The organism is Ruegeria sp. O6 (assembly GCF_056535045.1).
In genome coordinates this window covers 147,362-167,493 of the sequence record NZ_JBQERM010000001.1, presented here as the reverse complement: position 1 = coordinate 167,493, position 20,132 = coordinate 147,362, and the positions used below count along the sequence as shown (strand labels likewise).

Sequence of the window (20,132 nt, the reverse complement as noted above, 5' to 3'; positions counted from 1 at the left end):
GACAAACCCCATCACGGCGGAATGCTGCGGTGGGGTGTTTGTTTTCATCCTTTCCGCACAGGTTCTTGCCGCGTTCCTCTTTCGGTTGGACCCGCCATCCACTAATCTCCGCGCAACCTTCATGTACTAGAATTTGGGGCAGTAATGGGTCTTGTTTTCCGCTGGCTGGTGCGCATCGTGTCGGGTCTGATCATGCTGATCCTCGCTGCAATGGGCCTTGTCTATTTTCTGGCCAGCCAATCCCTGCCGGATTATGACCAGACGCTCGAAGTCAACGGGTTGACCGCTCCGGTCGAGATCGTGCGCGACACCGCCAATGTGCCGCACATTCTGGCCCAAAATGACCCGGATGTGTTTTTCGGTCTTGGATATGCCCACGCGCAGGATCGGTTGTGGCAGATGACGGTCATGCGCCGCACTGCACAGGGTCGCTTGTCCGAGATCTTTGGACCGCGCACCCTGCGCGTTGACAAGCTGCTGCGCCGGTTGGATCTGTACGGCCTTGCCCATCGCTCGGTTGAGGTACAGGACGACTATACTAAGGCCGCCCTTCGTGCTTATGCGGCCGGGGTCAACGCACGCCTGACCGAGATCAACGACGAGGCATTGGGGCGCGGCGCGCCTGAAATGTTCCTGTTCAATGCCCCCGTCTCACCCTGGCAACCGGGCGACAGTATTGCCGTGATCAAACTTATGGCACTGCAACTGTCCGGTCACCTGACAGACGAGGTTCTGCGCGCGCGTACGTCTTTGATGCTGAGCAATCCTGACAGACTGGCAGACATTCTGCCCGATGTTCCCGGCCCCGGCATTGCTGCGCTGCCTGAATACGCTTCGCTGTTTCCCAACCTTCCGCGCTATGCCGCTGGTACGAGTTTTCCTGAAACGCCTCTGTCACCCCTTCCCAAACGCGGGCTGGCGGGGGCATCAAACGCCTGGACTGCTGCGCCTTCGCGCTCGGCAAGCGGTGGGACGTTGCTGGCCAACGACCCACATCTGGGCTTCACAGCACCCGGCGTGTGGTATCTGGCGCATCTTGGTCTGGCAAAGGGAAGCGTCATTGGGGCCTCGATCCCAGGTATTCCCGCAATCATGACCGGCCGCAGTGACCGGTTGGGTTGGGGGGTGACGTCATCCTATCTTGACGATCAGGACATTCATATTGAGCAGCTGAACCCGGAAAACCCCGAAGAATACCTGACCCCGGATGGCTATAAGGAATTCCAGACCCGTCCTTCGATCATTGAAATCAAAGGGGAAGCTCCGGTTACACTGACGCTGCGCTGGACTGAAAACGGGCCAGTGTTGCCCGGTACGGATTACAAGCTGGAAACCATCACACCGCCGGGCCATGTTGCGTCTTTGTCCTGGACGGCGCTCAGCCCGCAAGACACTTCGATGACGGCGTCCATGGCCCTGATGAACGCGGACAACGTGCAGGACGCCGTAACCGTGGCCCGGCAATTCATTGCGCCCTCGCAAAACCTGTCACTGGTCGACAAAACGACAATAGGGATGAAACTGATTGGCGCCATGCCCCGGCGTGATCTGCAAAACCAAAGCCGCGGACGCATTCCGACACCCGGCTGGATCGAAGCAAACCGCTGGCAAGGCCGCCTGCCCTACGCCAACAACCCGGAATTCGTGGCCCCAGCCGGTGGCGTTCTGGGCAACACCAACAACAAGATCATCGACCGCCCGTTCCCGGATCATGTGTCCTACGAGTGGGGTGACACTCAGCGCGTACATCGCTGGGAACGCCTGATGCAATCGCGTGAGGTGCATACCCGCGACAGTTTCATTGAGGCGCAACTGGATACGGTCAGTTTCACCGCGCGCTCTCTGCTGCCGCTGATCGGTGCTGACCTTTGGTACACCGGTGCCTCGGCCCCTGAAGGGACGCCCGAACGACAGCGCCAGATTGCGCTGTCGCTGCTGGCGGACTGGAACGGCGAGATGAACGAGCACCTGCCCGAACCGCTGATCTATGCAGCCTGGGTGCGGGCGCTTCAGATCCGCCTGATTTCGGACGAGCTTGGGCCGCTGGCCAGCGAATTCAAACATGTCGAGCCCCTGTTCATCGAACGGGTCTATCGTGACATTGATGGCGCCGGTGTCTGGTGCGATGTACGACAAAGCGCGCCGGTTGAAACCTGCACCGAAATGGCTCGACTTGCGCTGGATGATGCGCTGATCTGGATCACTGAACGTTACGGTAGCGCACTGGAATCCTTACGCTGGGGTGATGCCCATCAGGCAACCCACGATCACCCGGTTCTGGGGAACGTGCCGATACTTCGGTATTTTGTGAACATTCGCCAATCGACCAGTGGCGGTGACAACACCTTGCTGCGCGGGCGCACGTCGGGCGAAGGGCTCGACCCGTTTCAGAACGTGCACGGGGCGGGGTATCGCGGTGTGTATGACTTTGCTGATCCCAACAGTTCGGTCTTTATCACGGCTACCGGCCAATCGGGCCATTTCCTGTCGCGCTATTACGACGATCAGGCGCAGCTGTGGCGGCGTGGCGAGTATATTCCCATGTCGCTGGACCTTGACCTTGCCCGCGCCGCTGCTGTCGGAGTGACCAATCTGATCCCACGTTAAGCATCAGGGTTTCGGCGACTCCCCGCCCCTTTTTGTCCGGACCGTGGACGCCATGCGGCAGTTTCGCCTACCATCACCGGGCGAACTGTTTCGGACCAGGGGGAAACTATGGCCAGCATTCGGGATACTCTGAACAACCTTGCCCGGGATTACGCAATTGCCTGGAGTTCAGGTGACGCAGATGCCGTCGCCAGCTTTTTCGCGCTGGACGGACGGATTACAATCAACAGAGGTGACCCGATCGAAGGGCGCGCAGCGATTGCCGATATGGCCCGGGGTTTCTACGCCGATTTTCCTGATCTGGAGGTGCGATGCGACATGATGCGATGGGCCGGATCTCATGCCCTATTTGTCTGGACGCTGGAAGGGCACCACTCACAGACTGGTAATCATGTCGTTGCGCGCGGTTGGGAAGAATGGGAATTGACACCCGACAATCTAGTTCAGTCATCCTTGGGTTGGTTCGACCCTGATGACTATCAGCGACAGATAGACGGGCGATAATCTAGTCCAGACGGTCGCTTGCGGTTTCAATTGTGTAACTTCGCGGTATTCCCTGTGTAATCAGAAACCACTCGGATGCCTTCGTCCGCTGCTGATGCGCATCAAAGGCCTGCTGATTCACAAAAACCTCTGAAACAGTGAACCGTCCGGGTGTGATCTGATCCTCGACAACGTCGAACGACAGGCAACCCTCTTCCGCCTTTGTGAGGGCAATATGCGTGGGCAGAGCGGCGCGCACATCTTCAAGGCGGTCCGCCGGGACATCAATAAATCCGGTCAGGAATACTCTTTGATCCATTGTATCAGCCATCTTCCGCAATTTCACTGTATCTATAGTGTGTCGAATTGGGCGGCCTGCTTATCTGTCCAAAGGACCGTGATACGGAACCCTTCTTCGGTCTGCTCTTCGGATTGTACAACATCCTGCCGGAACAACCACGCCCGCTTGTTCCCTTCCGCAAAGGTCAGGTTCAGAACAACCTCGTGCCGGGCCCCTTGCAGAATTGCTGCAATCTCGGACAGTAAAGGGGTCACGCCTTCGCCGGTAACTGCCGAAATGGCAAATATGGCCGGATCGCGATCCGCCCTCGCCAACACCGCGTCTTTTTCTTCCGTGCTCAGCAAGTCAGTCTTGTTCCAAACCTCAAGTCGGGGGCGTTCTTCGTCGACACCAAGCGAGGTCAGGATTGCTTCGACATCCTGCGCCTGTGCTTCGGTTTCTTCATGGCTGATATCGCGCACGTGAACAATCAGATCAGCACCCAACACCTCTTCAAGCGTGGCCCGAAAAGACGCCACAAGCTCGGTCGGCAGGTTCGAGATAAAACCCACCGTATCCGACAGGATCACTTCCGGGCCATCGGGCAGTTGCACGCGGCGCATGGTAGGGTCCAGCGTGGCAAACAGCATGTCCTTGGCCAACACTTCGGCCCCGGTCAGCCGATTGAACAGAGTAGATTTCCCGGCATTGGTATATCCAACCAACGCAACGATTGGATATGGCACCTTGGCCCGCGCGGCACGGTGCAACGTGCGGGTCTTGACCACTTTCTGCAGTTGGCGACGCAAACGCACCAGTTGTTCGTCAATGGCGCGGCGGTCGGCTTCGATCTGGGTCTCGCCGGGTCCGCCGACAAATCCCAAACCGCCACGCTGACGTTCAAGGTGGGTCCAGGCCCGCACCAGCCGTGTCCGCTGATAGCTGAGCGCAGCCATTTCGACCTGCAACACCCCTTCACGGGTACGTGCGCGGTCGCTGAAAATCTCAAGGATCAGCCCGGTCCGGTCGAGGATCTTGACCTTCCATGCCTTTTCCAGATTGCGCTGCTGAACCGGTGTTACCGGTCCATCGATCAGAACCAGCTCAACCTCGTTTTCACGAAGCCGCTCACCCAGTTCTTCGATCTTGCCACTGCCAAACAAATAGCCGGGTTGGGCGCGTTGCAGGCGTACGATTTCAGACCCGATCACATCCAGATCGGGCAAAGCGGCGGCCAGCGCAACCGCCTCGGCCAGCGCGGGTTCGGGAACGCGGCGCTGTTCATCTGATTTGATTTCGGGATGCAGCACCCAGGCCCGGGTGCGCGTCCGGTCATGTTCCATCAAGAGGCGTCTTCGCCCTCATACAGGTTGATCGGCTGTGATGGCATGATGGTTGAAATCGCGTGCTTGTACACCAGCTGCGACTGTCCGTCGCGGCGCAACAATACACAGAAATTGTCGAACCAGGTGATCACACCCTGCAATTTCACGCCATTGATCAGGAAAATTGTAACCGGAACCTTAGCTTTCCGTACATTGTTCAGGAAAGCATCCTGAAGATTCTGTCTGTCCGAAGCCATATTATGATAATCTCGCCATTGTTCTTGCTACGCGTTGCGGACCAACGCGCTCCCTCCCGGTGAGTATGGAGTGCCGCGGTAAGATATTCCAGACGAAAAATTAAGCACTAAAGACGACGGGATCCAACCGGTTCAATCCCGCCACAGCGAAGGGGTGATCAGGGCGATGATCGCAAGCGTCTCGAGCCGGCCAATGACCATCGCCGCGCACAGCGTCAGCTTGGCCCCTGCGGACAGGTCGATCAACCGGATTGGAACATCAGTGGCCAATTCAATCAGCGGACCCGTCGTGCTGAGCGTTGCGACGCTGAGCACCATGGCCTGTTCGAACCCAGCCCCCATTGCGGCCAGCAAAAGGTTGAACACCGCCAGTGTCAGCGCAAAGAGCATCAGAAAGATCCAGGCGATAAACGCGCCGTCCCTTTGAATGCGTCGGTTGCCACCTCCAACCCCGCTGACGGATGAGGGATAGATCAACCGGTCGATCTCGCGCGCACCGTTCAAGTACAGGGCAAAAACCCGCAGCAGTTTCACGCCGCCAGCCGTGGTCGCAACCCCTCCACCGATCAGGGCCAGCCCCATCAGCAACAATCCGGGCGTTCCCAGACCAGATAATTGCTGCGCATCATCCCAGTTTGCGCTTTCAAACCCGGCGGTTGTCAGAAAGGCCAGAACGGTGAACAGCATACCCCAAATGACCTGCAATGCCTGTAAAGGCTCGATTTGCCCACCGATTTCCGTAACACCAGCAATAACGCGAAAGAACAATAACGCCGCAACGGCCAGAACAATCATCAGGCCAATGCGAAACTCCGGGTCCGTATCCAGTCGGGAATAACCGGATGTCGCCGTGTCGGTCGAAAATGTCAGGCGCGAAAGGGCAAAGAATAGGAACAAAAACAAGATCGCCTCACCCGTGAAGCCCGCCTGCGCGCCTTCCATGCCGCCCACCGGAGAAATTCCGGACGTCGCCATGACCGACATTGCGTGGCAAACGGCTGTCAGTCCGGTTTCGCCTGCGATCAGAAGAAGGATCCAGATCACAGCCGTCAACCCGGCATAGACCGGGGTCAGTCCCTTTGCCACACGGATCAGTCGACCGCGCGGATCAACGCGTTCGCTTTGCGCAACACCCGATACCGGGCGACCCGGCTGACCGCGGGCCGTGACCTCGAACCCACCCAGCGACAAAGGCGCAAGGATTGCCGCGGCGGCAATCCACATCAGCAAACCGCCCATCCATCCAACCAAGGCGCGCCACAGGTGCAGCGGGGCCGTCAGGCGGTCTGGATCCGGAAACAGATCCGCCCCCGTGGTTGTCAGGGCACTGACCATGTCAAAATAGGCGTTCAGGAATGTGGTCGTTCCCAGCGCATCGTGAAATGGAATCGCAAGAAAGACAGGCAGAATGGTGAAACATGCAAGCATCACCGCCAATTGTCCCAAAGTTCCGCGCCTTGGCACACGGTTGGACGAGGCCAGTGCGACACTGACGACCAGAAACAACCCTATGATACCGGAGTACAAAAACGACCGCGATGTATCGTGATCATCCAGCGCCAGCGCGTAAACTGCCGGAATCCACATGGCCAGTGACGCAATAGCCCAGATCAGAAGAAACAGCGGCAACCGCCGCAATAGCCCGATCTGTTGTATCCCCGCATGCGCCATCAGAAGAAATCGATTGAAACCTGCATCAGGCGTTCGACCTCAGGCACGTCGTTGGCCATGGCAAAGATCGCGACGACATCCTTTTCATCGATCCTGAGGCTGCCCGTCGGTCGCATAACCTCATCTCCTTTGCGCACGGCCCCCACCAGTACGCCCTCGGGAAAATCGATATCGCGCAGCTTTTGACCCGCCATGGGAGAGGTTGAAAGAACCTCAGCCTCGATCACTTCGGCCTCAGCATCTCCGATCGAGTAGACCTGTCGCACCCGGCCATGACGGATGTGGCGCAAGATCGAACTGACGGTGGTTGCCCGCGGATTGATATACGCATCAATCCCCAAAGGTCCCATCAGGGCCACCATACTGGGATCATTGATCAAAGCGATCGCCAGGGCACAACCCTCGGCCTTGGCGCGTACAGCGGCCAGCATGTTCGTGCGGTCGTCATCCGTAACCGCCAGCATTGCATCCGCTCTGTCGATACCGGCTTCGCTCAACAAACTGGCATCAAGGCCATCACCGTGCAGCACAATCGTTCGTTCCAGCGCCTCGGCGGCGATCTCGGCGCATCGGCGATCCCGCTCGACGATTTTGGCGCGCACGCGGCTTTTTTGTTCTTCCAGAGTTCGCGCCACTTCAAGCCCGACATTGCCCCCGCCCACGATCACCACACGATCCTGACGCTTTTGGGTCTTGCCAAACACCTCCATAGTGCGATCCACGTCTTTTACATTGGTAAAGACGTAGCATTCGTCGCCCACAAACAGCTGATCCTCGGATTCTGGTGCAAACAGCGTGCCATCGCGACGCACCCCCACTACGATCGAACTGAGCGTTGAGAACAAATCGGTCAGTTGCCGCAAAGGTGTGTTCACGATCGGGCAGTCTTCATCCACGCGAATACCCAAAAGCTGCGCCTTGCCGTCCATGAAAATCTCGGTGTCAAAGGCGGACGGGGCCGACAGGCGGCGCATCGCAGCAGCGGCAACTTCGCGTTCGGGGCTGATCACCACATCAATCGGCAGATGATCGCGCCGGTAAAGGTCCGAGTGGATCGCCTCAAGATATGATTTCGACCGCAGTCGCGCGATCTTGCGCTGGATCGAAAAGACCGAATGCGCCATCTGGCAGGTGACCATGTTCACCTCATCCGAATGGGTCGCAGCGATGATCATGTCCGCATCGCGCGCGCCTGCCCTTTCAAGCACATCGGGGTAACTTGCAAACCCGGCGATCCCCTGCACATCCAGCGTTTCGGTCGCCCGCCGTACCAGATCGGGATTGTTGTCGACAATGGTGACGTCGTTCAATTCACCCGAAAGGTGCCGCGCAATCTGCCAACCGACCTGACCCGCGCCGCAAATAATGACCTTCATGTTTCTGGCCCTTCTGCCTGAAAGGATTGAATGACAGATGGCCCCAAAGCGGTCAATTGAATTGTCATCGCCGATCAGCTGCGGCAAGATAAGCATATGAAAACGCTGTTTCCTATGCTCGTGCCTCTGATGGTGCTGTCCTCGTGCGGGCCGCTCTCGCTTTACTATCGCGAGGGTGAAACCGTATCACGTCTGCAAAAAGAGACCACCCAGTGCCAGCTTAGGGCGGTTAAAGAGGTGCCGGTTGCCAATCAGATCCGCCAAAGCCCGCCGACTTATTGGCCCGGGCGCACATATTGTGACGGCAGAGGTCGTTGCTATCAATCCCCAGGCTGGTGGCAACCCGGCAGGGTATATACCGTCGATGTGAACCAGGGCCTGCGAAACACGGTCGAGGCGCAATGCATGGCCGAAAAGGGATTTCGCCCTGTCAGCTTGCCGCCCTGCAAGCAAAATGTGAAATCGCGAGTGCCACTGGCGCGAACAACGACGTTGCCGCCCCTCAACAGTGCCTCATGTTTTGTGAAGTTCGATGACGGGTCGTTTCAGATCATCACACCGGGGCAATCCGGATAAGAAGAACCACGGTACCGCGCGATTGATCATTCCAGTCCGGTTGAAGCGCGTTTGCGCCGCGCGGCAAGCCACAGATGAAGCGCCATGGCAACAGCATAGAACCCGACCACGGCAATCAACATGCCCGCTTCACTAGTACGCCACAGTATTGCAAGCAAAACAGGTGTGCCCAAAAGGTTACCCGCATTCCCCATCTGCGCCATGGCACCATAGCTCAGCGCCTGGTTTTCGGGTGTCGAGTTCAACTGCGGCACCGCCGCAAAGCTGCCGCCCTGAACAAGCCCCAGCACCGCAAAAAGCGCAACGCAGACAACGGGCAACGGGGCACCAAGAAACAGGGCGCCTATCGTAAGGATAGACAGCCCGAAACCGAGGTTAATAACAAAAACACCAGAACAAACGCTCAGCAAAACCGGGACGGTAAGCCAGGAAATCACGATCCCGGCCAACGGCATCAGACCAGCAATCATCGCACTGACATCGTCCGGCAATCTTCCCGGAAGAATGGCCAGCAACGAGACAAAGGTCAGCGTGTAAAAGAACCACCCGAGCGCCGGAGCGGACACAAACGCAGAGCGATAGGTCTGTACGTGTATGTCAATCAGTATTCGCACGCTCCAAAAGGGATTGTTTACCAAATCCGATGCACTGTTGGGACGGAAAGATACGATCAGGACGGCGATCAGAAACATCAGCGCGCCATGGGTAGCAAAATAAACCGGCAGCCCGACCTGAGCGATCAAGGGAAGCCCAAGCCATGCGTTCAGGGCAAAGGCGACACCAAAGAAACTGCTCCACAAAACCATTGCCGCGTTGCGCCATTTTCCAATCGTGATTTGCGCAATCAGTGTTGGTGCTGCGACAACGATAGCCAGATGAGAGACCCCTTCGACAACGCGGCTGACCAGCATCAGGCCCAAACCGGGGATACTGGCCTGAAACAGGGACACCGCCCCGCCAAGGGTCAAGCCAAACATCAGCAACCGGACAGGCCCAACCCGCCCGGCTATCGCGCCGGACAATGCACCAAGAATCGCGCCAATCAGGCTGATGACTGACAAAAGCCAGCCAATCTTGTCCGCGTGCGCAGGATAGAGGGCTGCGACCTGAGCAAAAGGAACCGCAATCTTGGCGAATTGGGTCGCCGCACCTAGCCCGGCAAGCCAAAGCAACAAAACCTGTAACAAGATGCGTAATGGATGGGGCATAAGCCGGTTCTACTGCACCCGACCGCACAGGAATACGCATAAATTATGCGCGTCCCGACCGTGCCCCACTGACCAGCCGGACCGGCGTTCCATCCGACAGGTACAACCGTTCCCAGGTGATCTGTCCGGCACTGATCCGGATACGGTCGTGCCGCGCTTCGGAGGTTACAAACGACTTGGGGTTGGGCGCTTGCAAATCCCACCATCCCTCGTCCTGTAGCTCGGCCTCAGCCTGACGGATTTCGTCCGTCGCAAATTGCCAGAGGGACACGCCAAGCAGTGCCCGTTGGGTGGTTTTCCAGTCCCGCGCCCGCCTGCGGGAATAGGCCAGGCACAGGTGGCTGGCCTCCTCAACCAGATGGATGCAGTCTGCCGAGTTCACGACAAGCCGTCTTAGCGCGTTGTCATCCGCCCTGAAAGGAGCCAGCGCAGCAAACACCGAGTGTTGTTGATCAGGCGTTGGAAGCTGAACCCCGTTCTCCCATCTGGAAACCGTGGTCTGATCGACCTGCAGAACCTCGGCCAGCGCAGCTTGTTTCAATCCGATCGACCGTCGAAGTCGCTTTAACCGCCTGCCAAAAGCCGGGTAGCCTTCGACGAACCGGCCAGACAGATCAGAGTTCACCGTTCTCGCCATCAGTTCCTCACATCCGTCTGCCCGTGAACTATGCCCCCAGACTCACTCTGCCGGTTCGGGTTCGTCGATTTGCGCGACCCGCGCACCAGATTTGTTCGAGGTCACAACACCCAGCGACTTTAACTTGCGATGCAGCGCACTGCGTTCCATGCCGACAAAGCTGGCGGTGCGGCTGATATTGCCGCCAAAGCGGTTGATCTGGGTCAGCAGATATTCCCGCTCGAACGCTTCGCGGGCCTCGCGCAGCGGCAAAGTGGCCAGCGCACCCGACAAGACAACGCGGCCCGACTCTTCGGCCTTGTCTTCTTCATTGGGCAGCTCGCGCGCCTCAATCGGGCCGGTGCCGTCGCCCAGAATCAAAACACGTTCGATCAGGTTCTTCAACTGGCGCACGTTACCCGGCCAGGTCATTGTCTGCAGCAAAGCGACCGCCTCGTCCGACAGCTCCCGCATAGGCAACCCTTGGGTTTCGTTGCACATTTCGATGAAGTGCTGGGCCAGTACCGGTATATCCTCGCGCCGGTCCTCGAGTGAGGGAACGGAGATCGGAACCACATTCAGACGGTGATACAGCTCTTCCCGGAAACGCTCGGCGGCGATTTCATCATCCAGATCCTTGTTGGTCGATGAGATCACCCGAAGATCCACGCGCACCTTGTCCGAGCCACCCACGCGCTGGAATTGCTGATCCACCAGCACCCGCAGGATTTTGGACTGTGTGCCCAAAGGCATGTCGGAAACTTCATCAAAATAGACCACGCCGCCATGGGCTTCTTCCAGCAATCCGGATTCCACACCGCGTTCGGCCGATTCCCGGCCAAACAGAACTTCTTCCACACGCTCAGGCTCAATCCCGGCACAGTTGACGGTCACGAACGGAGCGTTCGCACGGTTGGAGTGGGCATGGATATAACGCGCAGCAATTTCCTTGCCCGAACCCGCAGGTCCACGCAGCATGACGCGACCGTTTGATTTGGTCACCTTGTCCAACTGCCCCTGCATGGCCCGGAACGACGCGGATTTGCCGATCATGTCCGAGTTGTTGACCTCTTTCCGCTTCAGCGACGCGTTCTCGCGCCGCAGACGAGACGTCTCCATCGCGCGGCGGATCACCACCATCAACTGGTCAATGTTAAACGGTTTCTCGATAAAGTCGTAAGCACCCTGTTTGATAGCCGCTACAGCGATTTCGATATTGCCGTGGCCCGAAATAATCACCACCGGCACATCCGGGTTATCGCGCTTTACCGTCTTGAGGATATCAATCCCGTCCATGCGGCTGTCTTTCAGCCAGATATCCAGGATCAACAGACCCGGCGGTTCGGAATTGATCGACGCCATGCACTCGTCCGAGTTGGCTGCCAGCCGGGTTGAATAGCCTTCGTCCTCCAGAATGTCGGACACCAGCTCGCGAATATCGCGCTCGTCATCTACGATCAGAATGTCGCTCATCTTTGGCCTGCTTTCAGTTTGTTGGTTCTAATTGCCTGCTTCTGCGGCGCAACGGTTGGGGACATACTTGCCCCAGGCAAACGGATCACAGCCATTGCGCCAAAATGGTCCTGTCCGTCAAATACGGGCGCGTCCTCAAGGGTCAGCGCGCCGCCATGCTCTTCTATGATTTTCTTGACGATCGGAAGACCCAACCCGGTCCCTTCGTCGCGTGTCGTTACATAAGGTTCAAACAAACGCGCCCGGTCTTCCGGCAGACCTATCCCATTGTCTGCAATGGTGATGATTGTACCCGCATCATCGCTTGAAACCGCCACCTTGATCTGCGGCACCAGGTTTTCCGGGGCCCCTTTTTCTTTCAGAGTTGCAATGGCTTCTCCGGCATTCTTAATCAGGTTCGTCAACGCTTGATTAAGCATGGTCGCATCTACATCCGCCATGATCGGCTGCTGCGGCAGGTCGGCATCAATCTGTACGTCCGGCTGTCCCGCCTGTTGCAAAAGTACGGCTTCGCGCACCAGTTCGACAAGGTCTTCCTCCCGTCGAACGGGCTCGGGCATCCGCGCGAACTTGGAAAACTCATCCACGATACGCCGCAGGTCATTGGTTTGCCGCACGATGACGCCGGTCATCGATTCAAGGCTGCCGCTGTCTTCCTCATCCAGTTTGCGGGCGAACTTGCGCTTGATGCGCTCTGCGCTGAGCTGGATCGGCGTCAATGGGTTCTTGATTTCATGTGCAATGCGGCGGGCCACGTCACCCCACGCCGCCATTCGCTGCGCGCTGACCAGATCGGTTACATCGTCAAAGGCAACCACATAACCTTCCAGCCCGCCATCCTCTCCACGACGGATAGCCATGCGAACCAGCAGGTTTTCAAGCTGCCCCTTACGTGTGACCTTAACCTCACCCTGAACAGCTTCTTGCCCGCTGTCCTTGAGGCTCTCAAACAAAGGCAGAAACTCGGGAACCGCAATGCCGATAGCCAGGTGTTCTTCGCCCCGCGACCAGTCCAGCAAGCGTTCAGCCGAACGGTTGACGAAGGTAACGCATCCATCGGGATCCACGCCGACAACACCGGACGTGACCGAACTGAGCACGGAATCAAACAGGCGACGCCTGCTTTCGATTTGCTGGGTGTTTTCCAGCAGCGTGTCCCGCTGCCCCTTGAGTTGTCGGGTCATCTGGTTGAAATATCGGCCCAACATCGCGATTTCGTCGTCGCTGGCCTCTTCGATCACCTGAACGCTCAAGTCTCCGGCGCCGACCCGCTGCGCCGCCGTGGTCAAACGTCCTACCGGGCGCGACAGGCGTTCGGCAAACCACATCCCCAGCGACATCGCAGCCAGGATCAGGATCAGCGCAAAGCCGAGATACAGCAGGCCGAACTCGAACAGTACCCTGCCCCGTTCACTCTCTAATTGTTGATAAAACTGTGCCGTTTCCTTGGTGTCATCCAGCAGTGTCAACAACTGCCCATCCACCTCGCGGCTGACATACAGGTAACGGTCCAGATAAGCGGTAAGCGGCACCAGCGCACGGAATTCATTATTCGGCCAGTCGGCAATGATCAGCAGCCCCTTATCTGCCGCTTCGGTCATCTGTTCCGCTGTAGGCGCCTCGTAGTTGAACAGATAGGATCGATCCCCGCGCGACCGGATTTCGCCCGTGCCGTCGATGACATAGGCCTCGCGCAATCCGCGCTGAATCCGGGCCTGCCCCTGCGCCAGAACCTCGCGGAGTTCGGCATCAGAAATGTAGAACTCCACCGAACGTGCATTGTTCAGGAACCGCGCCAGAACCGTAGCGTCCTGCGTCAGACCGCTGCGATGTTCCTGCTCATAAGCCTCTGCTGCTGTCAGGGAAGACCCGACAACCTGGCGCACGCGATCCGAAAACCAGCCTTCCAGGCCGATATTCACGGTCAGGCCGGCAAAAATGGCGACCGTAACGGTCGGAACCAGCGCAAGCAGCGTAAACGCCCCAATCAGGCGCAAATGCAGGCGCGAGCCCGCCGACTTGGCCCGTCTGGCCGCAATCAGGCTGCCCAACTGACTGAGCACCAAAGCCGCAACGACCAAAACATAGACAAGATCGGCCAGCAGAATCAGCCGCAATGTCGGCGCGGTCGCACCTAGGTCAAAGGGACCAATGACAAGATATGTGGCAAGCGCCAGAACAGGCCCCAAGAGGACCAGCCCAAAGGTGCCGAAGTTGCGCAGTTTCCGTGATTTACGCCATCGACCAATCGATGGGATCATCCCGCTCTGTGCTCGGGTTGCCACCGTCTGCCCTCATCCTGATGTGCCGCATGTGCGGCTTACCGCCATATATCGTGATCTTTTCCCGACAGATGCCGGGATGCCACGGTTTGTGTGGCGATATTACATCAGTTTGCGGCGCCGTGTCACCTGTATATCGAGATCTGTAATCTTTTTTCGCAGCGTATTTCGGTTAATCCCAAGTAAATCAGCACATTTTGCCTGGTTCCCACCAGTTGCATCCAGTGCGATTTCGATCAGCGGGGCCTCAACCTCACGCAAAATCCGCTGATAGAGGCCCGGTGGCGGCAATATATTGCCGTGCAGATCGAAATACCGTCGCAGGTGACGCTCGACCGAGGTTGAAAGCTTCTCGCGTTCGCCGCCGCTCAGAACCGGTGCAGCTTCGGGCTGGCTGCCCAACACCATTTCCACCTCGGCCTTTGAAATCTCATCTGCCCGACTGGTCAGCCCCAAACGGCGAACGGCGTTTTCCAGTTGCCGCACATTCCCCGGCCATGAATAGCGCCGCACCAACTCAACCGCTTCCGGGCTGAGCCACCGCTTGTTGCCATTTTCCTTCTCCTCCCGGGCCAGAAAATGTTCGGCCAGCAGCGGTATATCGTCGACCCTTTCGCGCAATGAGGGCACGTGAATCGTCGCCCCGCACAAACGATAGTACAGGTCCTGACGGATACGGCCGTTTTCCATCCCATCGGTCAAGTTTGTCTGGCTGGTCGCCATGAAACGCGGAACATGATCACCGGGCGTATCCATCATACGCACCACGCGGGCTTGAATTTCATCGCCGATATCCGCGATTTCATCTATCAGCAGCGTACCGCCACGCACCCGCGCCATCACGCGGGCCGGGCCCTCCAGATCGCTTAGGTCGGCTGCGGTGACTGTGACAAATGGTAATGTACGCCGATCCGAAAAGTCGTGAATTGCCCGGGCAATCAGCGACTTACCCGTTCCGCTTTCACCCGAAATCATAACCGGCAGGTCGGTGTTCATCACGCGTGCGACCAACCGATACAAAGCCTGCATGACTGGCGTGCGGCCGACCAGAGGCAGCTCATCCGGGCGTTCACCACCTGCCTGTATGGGTTCCGGCTGTGCGCGCTGCTTCTGATCCAGCGCCCGCGCCGTGCGTTTCATCAAATCCGGCAGGTCAAACGGTTTGGGCAGATAGTCATATGCGTCGGCCTCAGCCGCCTGAATTGCGGTCATGATCGTGTTTTGCGCGGAAATCACGATAACCGGCAATCCAGGGCGATCTTTTGCTATCTTCGGCAGCATCTCCAGCCCGTTGCCATCGGGCATGACAACGTCCGAGATCACCACGTCGCCTTTGCCTTCGCCGACCCAACGCATCAGGGTGGTCAGCGAAGATGTTGCGTGCACCTTGCATCCGGCCCGCGTCAGCGCCTGAGTCAGAACGGTGCGGATTGTGCGATCGTCATCCGCAACCAGTACGGTGCCATCCATCAGGTGCTCTCCTTCTTGTGTTCGGTTGCATCTCGCGGCGCGCGGCGCAGCGACAGTTTGAATACGGTGCGGCCGGGCACGGAGTCGGCGGAAATCCAGCCGTCATGGTCGGAAACGATCTTGCTGACCAGCGCCAGCCCCAGACCAGTGCCGTTTTCCTTGCCCGACACGAACGGGTCAAAGATATCACCACGGATATCCTCGGGCAGGCCCGGACCGTCATCGATGATCTCGATCTGCAACGGCAGGGAATGACCCGATCCGTCGCTTCGGCGCAGGCGGAAGGAATGTTCGAAATAAGTGCGCAGACGGATCGTACCACCCTGCGGCCCCGCAGCCTCGGATGCGTTTTTCAGCAGGTTCAGAACCACCTGAAGAAACTGGTCCGGATCGCCATAGGCCAGCGGCAATGAAGGATCGTAATCCTCGATGATTGTCATATCCGCGCCAAATCCCAGCAGCGCGGACCGCCTTGCACGGTCCAGCACATCGTGGATGTTGACCGGCCTGAGGTCCGGTTTCTGCAAGTTGCCGAATTGCTCGACCTGCTCCAGAAGCTTCACGATCCTGCGGCTTTCGGCCACAATAAGGTCTGTAAGTTCAAGATCCTGTGACGAAATGTTCATGCTCAGCAGTTGCGCTGCACCGGTAATCCCTGCCAACGGGTTCTTAATCTCGTGCGCCAGCATCTCGGCCATGCCAATCGCCGACTGCGCCGCTGACTTGACCGTGTTGCCCAAGGTCATCCTGCCCGCCAGTTCACGAGGAGATATGATCATGATCATCGACCCCGGATGGCCGACCAGAGGCGCGATCTGCAACGCACATTGCAACGGCGCACGGTTCCCTGAACCCGCATCCACATCGTTTACGAACAGTGGCGTGCCTTGCGAGCGGGCGCGCAGGAATGCTTCCTCCAGCGGTGCGTCAACGGCGATCTGGTCCCATACCGGATGCCCGATTACCGACCGGCGCGAGGCATTCAAAAACCCCTCGCCCGCCGAATTCACATCTGCGATGCGGTCGTTTTCGTCAATAATGAAGGCCGGAACCGGCAATGAGTTCCAGATGTTGGCGTTGGAATTCATGCTGCCACCTCGCCCGTTTCGGCAAGTGCGTCCCCAAGCAGACGCAGGACATCATCCGTGCTGCGCGACGTCAGAACAGCCCGCCGCAGCGGCGCAGGGGTTGCGGCCTGATCCATATACCATCCCAGATGCTTGCGGGCGACACGCAGGCCCAGATCGGCATCGTAAAATCCCAGCATCGCCTGATAATGCGTGCGCACCATGTCGATAAGGTCATTCCCGACCGGAATATCCGGCGCATCCGCCCCGTAAAGGTCGTGACTGATCTGCGCCAGAAGCCAGGGTTTACCCTGTGCGCCACGCCCGACCATGACCCCATCTGCACCAGATTGTTCCAAAGCGGTTCTTGCGGCTGCTGTGTCTACAATATCTCCGTTCGCAATAACCGGAATCGACACAGCCTGTTTCACGGCCCGGATCGCGCTCCAGTCAGCGCGCCCCTTGTAGAACTGGCATCGCGTGCGTCCGTGGATCGTAACCATCTGAACGCCTGCCTCTTGTGCACGGCGCGCAACCTCGGGCGCATTCAGCAGGGTGTCATCCCACCCCAGACGGGTTTTCAATGTCACCGGAACGTCAACTGCACTGACAACGGCCTCGATCAGCCTCAGTGCGTGGTCCGGTGTTTTCAGCAGGGCCGAACCGGAATACCCATTTGTCACCTTCTTGGCGGGACACCCCATGTTGATGTCGATCACCCGCGCGCCCCGATCAGCAACCTGACGGGCGGCCTCGGCCATCCAATGCGCCTCGCGCCCTGCCAGTTGCACCGCCGTGTTTTCCACATCTGCAGACAGTTCGGCGCGCTCCCGCACTCCGGGTTTGGCCTGCACCATTTCCTGACTGGCGACCATTTCGCTGACGACCATGCCGGCGCCAAAGCGCATAACCAGATCCCGAAACGGGCGATCCGTGATTCCGGCCATCGGGGCCAGCAAAACCGGCGGTGTTACGAGTTTGTCAGCGAAGCGCAAAGTCAACGTGCTTAATCCTTGGGCAGTTGCAGTTCTGATATCGAATTCTACGCATATGAACAACAAAACGACGCGCAACAAGCCTGCAAAACCATCAAATGCCTATTTTTTAATCACAAGACCATAGGTGATTGCCTCTGCAATCACCGCCGCCTAAACAAACGCAACAAAATGGAGGGCGCCCGGCATGACCACAGCTGCCATCATAGTCGCCGCAGGCCGCGGCTTACGCGCCGGGGGCGACGTCCCAAAACAGTGGCGCAGCCTTGCAGGCCGCCGCGTGGCAGACTGGACAATCGATCGGTTCCGCGGACAGGTCGCCCATATCGTTCTGGTCTTATCCGACGAAGACACTCTGGCCTGGGAGGAGTTTCGTGGCACCGATCTGATCCTCGCCACGGGCGGCACGGATCGCGCGGGTTCTGTGCGCAACGGTTTGAAGGCCCTGGCGCACCTCGACGTGAAGCGCGTCCTGATTCATGACGTTGCCAGACCCTGCGTTTCGTCGCGCACCATTCAGGACGTCTTGAACGCATTGGATGCACATCAGGCCGCCGCCCCCGGACTGACGGTGACTGACGCCTTGTGGATAGGACAAGACGGGGCCGTGACTGGCACACAAGACCGCAGCAACCTGTTTGCGGCGCAAACACCGCAAGGCTTTCACTATGACACCATCACCGCCGCCCATGCGGCGCATCCGGGCGGTGCTGCTGATGATGTTGAGGTTGCACGCGCGGCGGGGGTAGATGTCTGCATCGTACCGGGCGATGCGGACAACCTGAAGATCACCCGCCCCGAGGATTTTGCCCGGGCGGAACGTATCATGGGAATGGATATGGATGTAAGACTTGGCAACGGCTATGACGTGCACCGATTTGGCGACGGGGATCATGTGGTCCTTTGCGGTGTGAAGGTTCCCCATGATCGCGGGTTGCAGGGGCATTCGGATGCGGATGTCGGGATGCATGCTGTAACCGACGCGATTTATGGCGCATTGGCGCAAGGGGATATCGGACAGCATTTTCCGCCCTCGGATCCGCAATGGAAAGGGGCCGCCAGCGAGATCTTTCTGCGTCACGCGGTCGAACTGGCTGGACAGATGGGGTATCGCATCTCGAACGTGGATTGTACGCTGGTCTGTGAATACCCGAAGATTGGCCCTCACGCCGCTGTTATGCGCGAAGAAATGTCCAAAATCATGGGCTTGCGTGCCGATCAGGTCTCGATCAAGGCCACCACGTCCGAGCGTCTGGGCTTCACCGGTCGCAGTGAAGGCATCGCATCGATTGCGACGGCCTGTCTGGTGAAATCATGAACGCGGCGCAGTTGATTGGCACCGTTGGCGGCGTCGGATATATACGCCCTGCCCCCGGCACCTGGGGTTCGCTGGCCGCGCTGCCGATGGCTTGGGTCCTGCACACGCTGGGCGGATTCCCATTGCTGGCAATCGCAACGCTCGTGGTGTTCGCAGGCGGCCTGTGGGCCACGCGCGTGATGACCGACGGCCAGGACGATCACGACCCGTCGGAAATCGTCATCGATGAGGTCGCGGGCCAGTTCATTGCCCTCTGGGCGATCTCATATCCGTCCTGGGCGCATGGGATCGACATTACCGCCCTCTGGCCCGGCTGGGTTGCCGGGTTCGCTCTGTTCCGCCTGTTCGACATCACCAAACCCGGCCCCGTCGGTTGGGCAGATCGTCGCGGCGATCCTATGGGAGTGATGCTGGACGACGTGATTGCGGGTATTTTCGCAGCCGTTGGCGTGATGGTTCTGGCTGGCATCACGCACGGGGTTCTGGGCCTATGAACGTGCCCGACCTGCTGAACCGCGCCAAAGCGCAGGGCGTTATGATCGCCACTGCGGAAAGCTGCACCGGCGGTATGGTCGCTGCGGCCCTGACGGATATACCCGGCAGCTCGGCCGTCGTGGATCGGGGTTTTGTTACCTATACCAACGGGGCCAAGCAGGACATGCTGGGTGTGCTGGCAGAAACCCTGCAGGCTTTCGGCGCAGTGTCCGAGCAGGTCGCTCGCGAAATGGCCGAAGGCGCATTGCGCAACTCACAAGCGCAGCTTGCCGTCGCGATTACCGGCATTGCCGGGCCGGGCGGGTCTGAATTCAAACCCGAAGGGCGCGTATGTTTCGGACTGGCCAGAGAAGGCCGGGAAACCCGAACAGAAACGATTGAGTTTGGCGCGCAAGGGCGGGATGCGGTGCGCCGCGCCGCGCGGGATCATGCGCTGGCGTTGCTTCTGACCGGGCTTTCATAACGCGCACCTTTTTTAGGCATTATCTGCCCATAGCCGCCAAAACTGTCATCACTTGAACAAAAGGCGACAAAATAGGCGACCAATTCGGGTATTGCCTCTTTTTTCCTCACCTGCCCTCCGCTTCAAGGCTCTGCACATACACTCACTCGATCCCGGGCGTTGTCAGATGA

General features: G+C 58.4%; 18 protein-coding genes. 6 read left to right on the top strand and 12 right to left on the bottom strand.

Annotated features, from left to right (window positions below):
* The first annotated feature begins 144 nt into the window (after positions 1 to 144).
* Positions 145 to 2,607 (top strand): penicillin acylase family protein, encoded by a 2,463-nt coding sequence (locus tag ACR0DY_RS00850; protein ID WP_480480701.1) that lies wholly within the window; start codon positions 145 to 147, stop codon positions 2,605 to 2,607.
* A 108-nt stretch (positions 2,608 to 2,715) separates the two neighbouring features.
* The gene (locus ACR0DY_RS00845; protein WP_480480699.1) at positions 2,716 to 3,111 is read left to right on the top strand and encodes a nuclear transport factor 2 family protein; all 396 of its coding nucleotides are present in this window, start codon (positions 2,716 to 2,718) and stop codon (positions 3,109 to 3,111) included.
* A gap of 1 nt (position 3,112) precedes the next feature.
* Here ACR0DY_RS00845 and ACR0DY_RS00840 read toward each other — a convergent pair whose 3' ends face one another.
* From ACR0DY_RS00840 to trkA, 5 genes are all read right to left on the bottom strand, one after another.
* A complete protein-coding gene (locus ACR0DY_RS00840) occupies positions 3,113 to 3,421 on the bottom strand; it encodes a putative quinol monooxygenase (RefSeq protein ID WP_480480697.1) in 309 nt (102 codons plus the stop codon).
* Positions 3,422 to 3,441: 20 nt separating this feature from the next.
* Positions 3,442 to 4,713 carry a GTPase HflX gene (hflX, locus tag ACR0DY_RS00835; protein WP_480545525.1) on the bottom strand — a complete coding sequence of 424 codons (1,272 nt, stop codon included), beginning with the start codon at positions 4,711 to 4,713 and terminating at the stop codon, positions 3,442 to 3,444.
* Entirely contained in the window at positions 4,713 to 4,952 is a 240-nt protein-coding gene (hfq, locus tag ACR0DY_RS00830) for an RNA chaperone Hfq (RefSeq protein ID WP_005982826.1), read from the bottom strand. The genes hflX and hfq overlap by 1 nt, the downstream gene beginning before the upstream one ends.
* 132 nt (positions 4,953 to 5,084) lie before the next feature.
* Entirely contained in the window at positions 5,085 to 6,623 is a 1,539-nt protein-coding gene (locus ACR0DY_RS00825; protein WP_480480693.1) for a TrkH family potassium uptake protein, read from the bottom strand.
* Positions 6,623 to 7,999: a Trk system potassium transporter TrkA gene (gene trkA / locus ACR0DY_RS00820; RefSeq protein WP_480545523.1), complete on the bottom strand. Its 1,377-nt coding sequence runs from the start codon at positions 7,997 to 7,999 to the stop codon at positions 6,623 to 6,625. The genes ACR0DY_RS00825 and trkA overlap by 1 nt, the downstream gene beginning before the upstream one ends.
* Positions 8,000 to 8,095: 96 nt before the next feature.
* Between trkA and ACR0DY_RS00815 the strand changes: the two genes are divergently transcribed.
* On the top strand, positions 8,096 to 8,575 hold the full coding sequence (locus ACR0DY_RS00815) for a hypothetical protein (protein WP_480480691.1): 480 nt from the start codon (positions 8,096 to 8,098) through the stop codon (positions 8,573 to 8,575).
* A gap of 26 nt (positions 8,576 to 8,601) precedes the next feature.
* Here ACR0DY_RS00815 and ACR0DY_RS00810 read toward each other — a convergent pair whose 3' ends face one another.
* From ACR0DY_RS00810 to dusB, 7 genes are all read right to left on the bottom strand, one after another.
* Positions 8,602 to 9,783 carry an MFS transporter gene (locus ACR0DY_RS00810; protein ID WP_480480689.1) on the bottom strand — a complete coding sequence of 394 codons (1,182 nt, stop codon included), beginning with the start codon at positions 9,781 to 9,783 and terminating at the stop codon, positions 8,602 to 8,604.
* A 43-nt stretch (positions 9,784 to 9,826) separates the two neighbouring features.
* Complete coding sequence (locus ACR0DY_RS00805) at positions 9,827 to 10,420, bottom strand: helix-turn-helix transcriptional regulator (protein WP_480485476.1); 594 nt, start codon at positions 10,418 to 10,420, stop codon at positions 9,827 to 9,829.
* 42 nt (positions 10,421 to 10,462) lie between these two features.
* Positions 10,463 to 11,872, bottom strand: coding sequence for a nitrogen assimilation response regulator NtrX (gene ntrX / locus ACR0DY_RS00800; protein ID WP_480480685.1), 1,410 nt, complete (start codon positions 11,870 to 11,872; stop codon positions 10,463 to 10,465).
* On the bottom strand, positions 11,869 to 14,133 hold the full coding sequence (locus ACR0DY_RS00795; protein ID WP_480545810.1) for a sensor histidine kinase NtrY-like: 2,265 nt from the start codon (positions 14,131 to 14,133) through the stop codon (positions 11,869 to 11,871). Before ACR0DY_RS00795 ends, ntrX begins: the two co-directional genes overlap by 4 nt.
* Before the next feature lie 123 nt (positions 14,134 to 14,256).
* Complete coding sequence (locus ACR0DY_RS00790; RefSeq protein WP_480480683.1) at positions 14,257 to 15,624, bottom strand: response regulator; 1,368 nt, start codon at positions 15,622 to 15,624, stop codon at positions 14,257 to 14,259.
* Positions 15,624 to 16,712 (bottom strand): two-component system sensor histidine kinase NtrB, encoded by a 1,089-nt coding sequence (locus ACR0DY_RS00785; protein ID WP_209503761.1) that lies wholly within the window; start codon positions 16,710 to 16,712, stop codon positions 15,624 to 15,626. The genes ACR0DY_RS00790 and ACR0DY_RS00785 overlap by 1 nt, the downstream gene beginning before the upstream one ends.
* A complete protein-coding gene (gene dusB / locus ACR0DY_RS00780) occupies positions 16,709 to 17,692 on the bottom strand; it encodes a tRNA dihydrouridine synthase DusB (RefSeq protein ID WP_480545521.1) in 984 nt (327 codons plus the stop codon). The genes ACR0DY_RS00785 and dusB overlap by 4 nt, the downstream gene beginning before the upstream one ends.
* A 181-nt stretch (positions 17,693 to 17,873) precedes the next feature.
* Here dusB and ACR0DY_RS00775 point away from each other — a divergent pair, with 181 nt between their 5' ends.
* The 3 genes from ACR0DY_RS00775 to ACR0DY_RS00765 are packed head-to-tail and all read left to right on the top strand — an operon-like array spanning position 17,874 to position 19,962.
* On the top strand, positions 17,874 to 19,004 hold the full coding sequence (locus ACR0DY_RS00775) for a bifunctional 2-C-methyl-D-erythritol 4-phosphate cytidylyltransferase/2-C-methyl-D-erythritol 2,4-cyclodiphosphate synthase (RefSeq protein WP_480545519.1): 1,131 nt from the start codon (positions 17,874 to 17,876) through the stop codon (positions 19,002 to 19,004).
* Complete coding sequence (locus ACR0DY_RS00770; protein WP_480480677.1) at positions 19,001 to 19,498, top strand: phosphatidylglycerophosphatase A family protein; 498 nt, start codon at positions 19,001 to 19,003, stop codon at positions 19,496 to 19,498. The genes ACR0DY_RS00775 and ACR0DY_RS00770 overlap by 4 nt, the downstream gene beginning before the upstream one ends.
* A complete protein-coding gene (locus ACR0DY_RS00765; RefSeq protein WP_480480675.1) occupies positions 19,495 to 19,962 on the top strand; it encodes a CinA family protein in 468 nt (155 codons plus the stop codon). Before ACR0DY_RS00770 ends, ACR0DY_RS00765 begins: the two co-directional genes overlap by 4 nt.
* Positions 19,963 to 20,132 lie beyond the last annotated feature (170 nt).